Source organism: Acidovorax sp. KPB24-07 (assembly GCF_057543315.1).
On record NZ_BAAJYS010000390.1, the window covers coordinates 1 to 3,009 of the forward strand.

Consider the following 3,009-nt stretch of genomic DNA (forward strand, 5'->3'; position numbering starts at 1 on the left):
GGCCGGTCCGGCCCGCCCCGCGCCCGTGCCCCGGCCGGGCATCCCATCCCCACGCCCGCGCCGCGCGGGCAGGAATCTTTTCCATGCAGTTTTCCTCCCGCGCCGAGCGCATCGAACCGTTCTATGTGATGGAAGTGGCCAAGGCCGCCCAGGCCCTGGCGCGCGAGGTCGCCGGCACGCGCGAGCCGATGATCTTCCTGAACATCGGCGAGCCCGACTTCACCGCGCCGCCGTTGGTGCAGGAGGCGGCCGCCCGCGCCGTGCAGCGCGGCACCACGCAATACACCAACGCCCTGGGCCTGGAGCCGCTGCGCGAGCGCATCAGCGGCTGGTATGCCGACCGCTTCGGCGTGCAGGTGCCGGCCCGGCGGATCGTGGTCACGGCGGGGGCCTCGGCCGCGCTGCAGCTCGCTTGCCTGGCCCTCATCGATGCGGGCGACGAGATCCTCATGCCCGACCCGAGCTACCCGTGCAACCGCCACTTCGTGAGCGCGGCGGAAGGCAAGGCGGTGCTCATTCCCACCACGGCAGAAGAGCGCTACCAGCTGAGCGCCGCCAAGGTCGAGGCGGCCTGGGGGCCGAAGACGCGCGGCGTGCTGCTGGCCTCGCCCTCCAACCCCACCGGCACCTCGATTGCGCCCGAGGAACTGCGCCGCATCCATGCGGCCGTGCAGTCGCGCGGCGGGGTGACGCTGATCGACGAGATCTACCTGGGCCTGTCGTACGAGGAGCGCTTCGGCCACACGGCGCTGGCCATCGACGAGAACGTCATCAGCATCAACAGCTTCAGCAAGTACTTCAACATGACCGGCTGGCGCCTGGGCTGGATGGTCGTGCCCGAGGCCATGGTGCCGGTGGTCGAGCGGCTGGCGCAGAACCTGTTCATCTGCGCCAGCACCGTGTCGCAGCATGCCGCCCTCGCCTGCTTCGAGCCCGAGAGCATTGCCGAATACGAGCGCCGCCGCGCCGAGTTCAAGGCCCGGCGCGACTACTTCATTCCCGCGCTGCAGGCGCTGGGCCTGCCGGTGCCCGTGGTGCCGGACGGCGCCTTCTACGCCTGGGCCGACTGCACGCAGGCCGCCGAGCGCCTGGGCGTTTCGGGCAGCTGGGACTTCGCCTACGAGGTGATGCGCCGCGCCCACGTGGCCGTCACGCCGGGCCGCGACTTCGGCGCGTTCGAGCCGCAGCGCTTCGTGCGTTTTTCCACGGCCAATTCGATGGCGCAGCTGGAAGAATCCGTGGCCCGCCTGCGCACGCTGCTCGGATGAAGGCCGGCATGGCAACGGAGAACGCCCCCCCTCGGGCCTCGGCCCCGTTCGAGTGGCCCCTGCGCATCTACTGGGAGGACACCGACGCCGGTGGCATCGTGTTCTATGCCAACTACCTCAAGTTCTTCGAGCGTGCCCGCACCGAATGGCTGCGTTCGCTGGGCCTGGGGCAGCAGAACCTGCGGGAACTCACGGGCGGCATGTTTGTCGTAACGGACGCGCGCCTGCGCTACCTGCGGCCGGCGCGCCTCGACGATGAACTGATTGTTACGGCCTCTTTGCAAGAGGGTGGCCGCGCATCCCTGACAATACGCCAGCAAGCGCTCCTGAAACCAGAGCAAATGATCGAATCCCAGCCCGTGCTACTGTGTGAAGGCACCATCCGCATCGGATGGGTCGATGCCGCCACCCTGCGTCCCGCACGCATCCCGGGCCCCCTTCTGGAACAACTCTCATCATGAACTCCCAAGACATGTCCATCCTGAATTTGGTGCTCAACGCCAGCTGGGTGGTACAGCTCGTCATGCTGCTGCTGATCGGCGTGTCCGTGGCCAGTTGGGCCGCGATCTTCCGCAAGCTGTTCGCCCTGAAGCGCGTGAAGTCGCTCAACGAAGACTTCGAGCGCGAGTTCTGGTCGGGCACCAGCCTGAACGACCTGTACTCCAGCGCCGCGCAGAACGCCAAGAACGCCGGCCCCATGGAACGCATCTTCGCCAGCGGCATGCGCGAGTACCAGAAACTGCGCGAGCGCCGCATCTCGGACGCCGGCACGCTGCTCGACGGCGCCCGCCGCGCGATGCGCGCCAGCTTCCAGCGCGAGATGGACGTGGTCGAGTCCAGCCTGTCCTTCCTGGCCTCCGTGGGCTCCGTCTCGCCGTACGTGGGCCTGTTCGGCACCGTGTGGGGGATCATGCATGCCTTCACCGGCTTCGCCGGCATGGAGCAGGTCACCCTGGCCACCGTCGCCCCGGGCATCGCCGAAGCGCTGGTGGCCACGGCCATCGGCCTGTTCGCCGCCATTCCGGCCGTGATCGCCTACAACCGCTTCGCGCGCGACATCGACCGCGTGGCCATTCAGCAGGAGACCTTCATCGAGGAGTTCTCCAACATCCTGCAGCGCAACCTGGGCGCGCAGCCCACGTCGTCCGCCTCGGGCCACTGAGCAGCACAGGAGACAGCAGCATGCCCGCAATGGCTTCACGCGGCGGCGGCCGGCGCCGCACCATCAACGAAATCAACATGGTGCCCTTCATCGACGTGATGCTGGTGCTGCTCATCATCTTCATGGTGACTGCGCCCATGCTCACGCCCAGCGCCATCAACGTGCCCTCCGTCGGCAAGGGCGCCAAGCCGCCCAAGTCGTTCGGCCAGGTCATCATCCAGAAGGACGGCAGCCTGCAGCTCAAGACCGGCGACGCCGAGCGCCCGATCACCCTACAGGGCCTGGGCGCCGCCGCCAAGGCCTGGCAGGCCACGCAGCCGCCCGATACGCCCATCCTCATCAGCGCCGACAAGACCGTGACGTACGAAACCGTGGTGAAGGCCATGGATGCGTTGCAGAGGGCGGGCGTGCAGCGCGTGGGCCTGTCGGTCAAGTCCGGCGGCTGACGGGGCCCTCGCCGCCCTCGATCCTTCGCACCGTTTTCGCTTTTTTTTCGATCGCATGCACGCCTCCAACGACCGCGACCAGTTCGCCCCCACCCGTCCGCCCGGGCGCCTGCGCGCCGTGGCGCTGGCCGTG

At 68.3% G+C, this 3,009-nt stretch carries 4 protein-coding genes; all 4 read left to right on the top strand.

Going from position 1 to position 3,009, the window contains the following annotated elements:
• Window positions 1-83 precede the first annotated feature (83 nt).
• Genes AC27IQ_RS21475 through AC27IQ_RS21490 form a run of 4 tightly spaced genes read left to right on the top strand, consistent with a single transcriptional unit; the run spans window position 84 to window position 2,876 of the window.
• The gene (locus AC27IQ_RS21475; protein ID WP_284399469.1) at window positions 84-1,268 is read left to right on the top strand and encodes a pyridoxal phosphate-dependent aminotransferase; all 1,185 of its coding nucleotides are present in this window, start codon (window positions 84-86) and stop codon (window positions 1,266-1,268) included.
• A gap of 8 nt (window positions 1,269-1,276) precedes the next feature.
• Window positions 1,277-1,729 (top strand): tol-pal system-associated acyl-CoA thioesterase, encoded by a 453-nt coding sequence (locus AC27IQ_RS21480; RefSeq protein WP_487090723.1) that lies wholly within the window; start codon window positions 1,277-1,279, stop codon window positions 1,727-1,729.
• Window positions 1,726-2,430 carry a protein TolQ gene (gene tolQ / locus AC27IQ_RS21485; RefSeq protein ID WP_272564067.1) on the top strand — a complete coding sequence of 235 codons (705 nt, stop codon included), beginning with the start codon at window positions 1,726-1,728 and terminating at the stop codon, window positions 2,428-2,430. The genes AC27IQ_RS21480 and tolQ overlap by 4 nt, the downstream gene beginning before the upstream one ends.
• A gap of 20 nt (window positions 2,431-2,450) precedes the next feature.
• A complete protein-coding gene (locus AC27IQ_RS21490) occupies window positions 2,451-2,876 on the top strand; it encodes an ExbD/TolR family protein (RefSeq protein ID WP_272564068.1) in 426 nt (141 codons plus the stop codon).
• The last annotated feature ends 133 nt before the right edge of the window (window positions 2,877-3,009 follow it).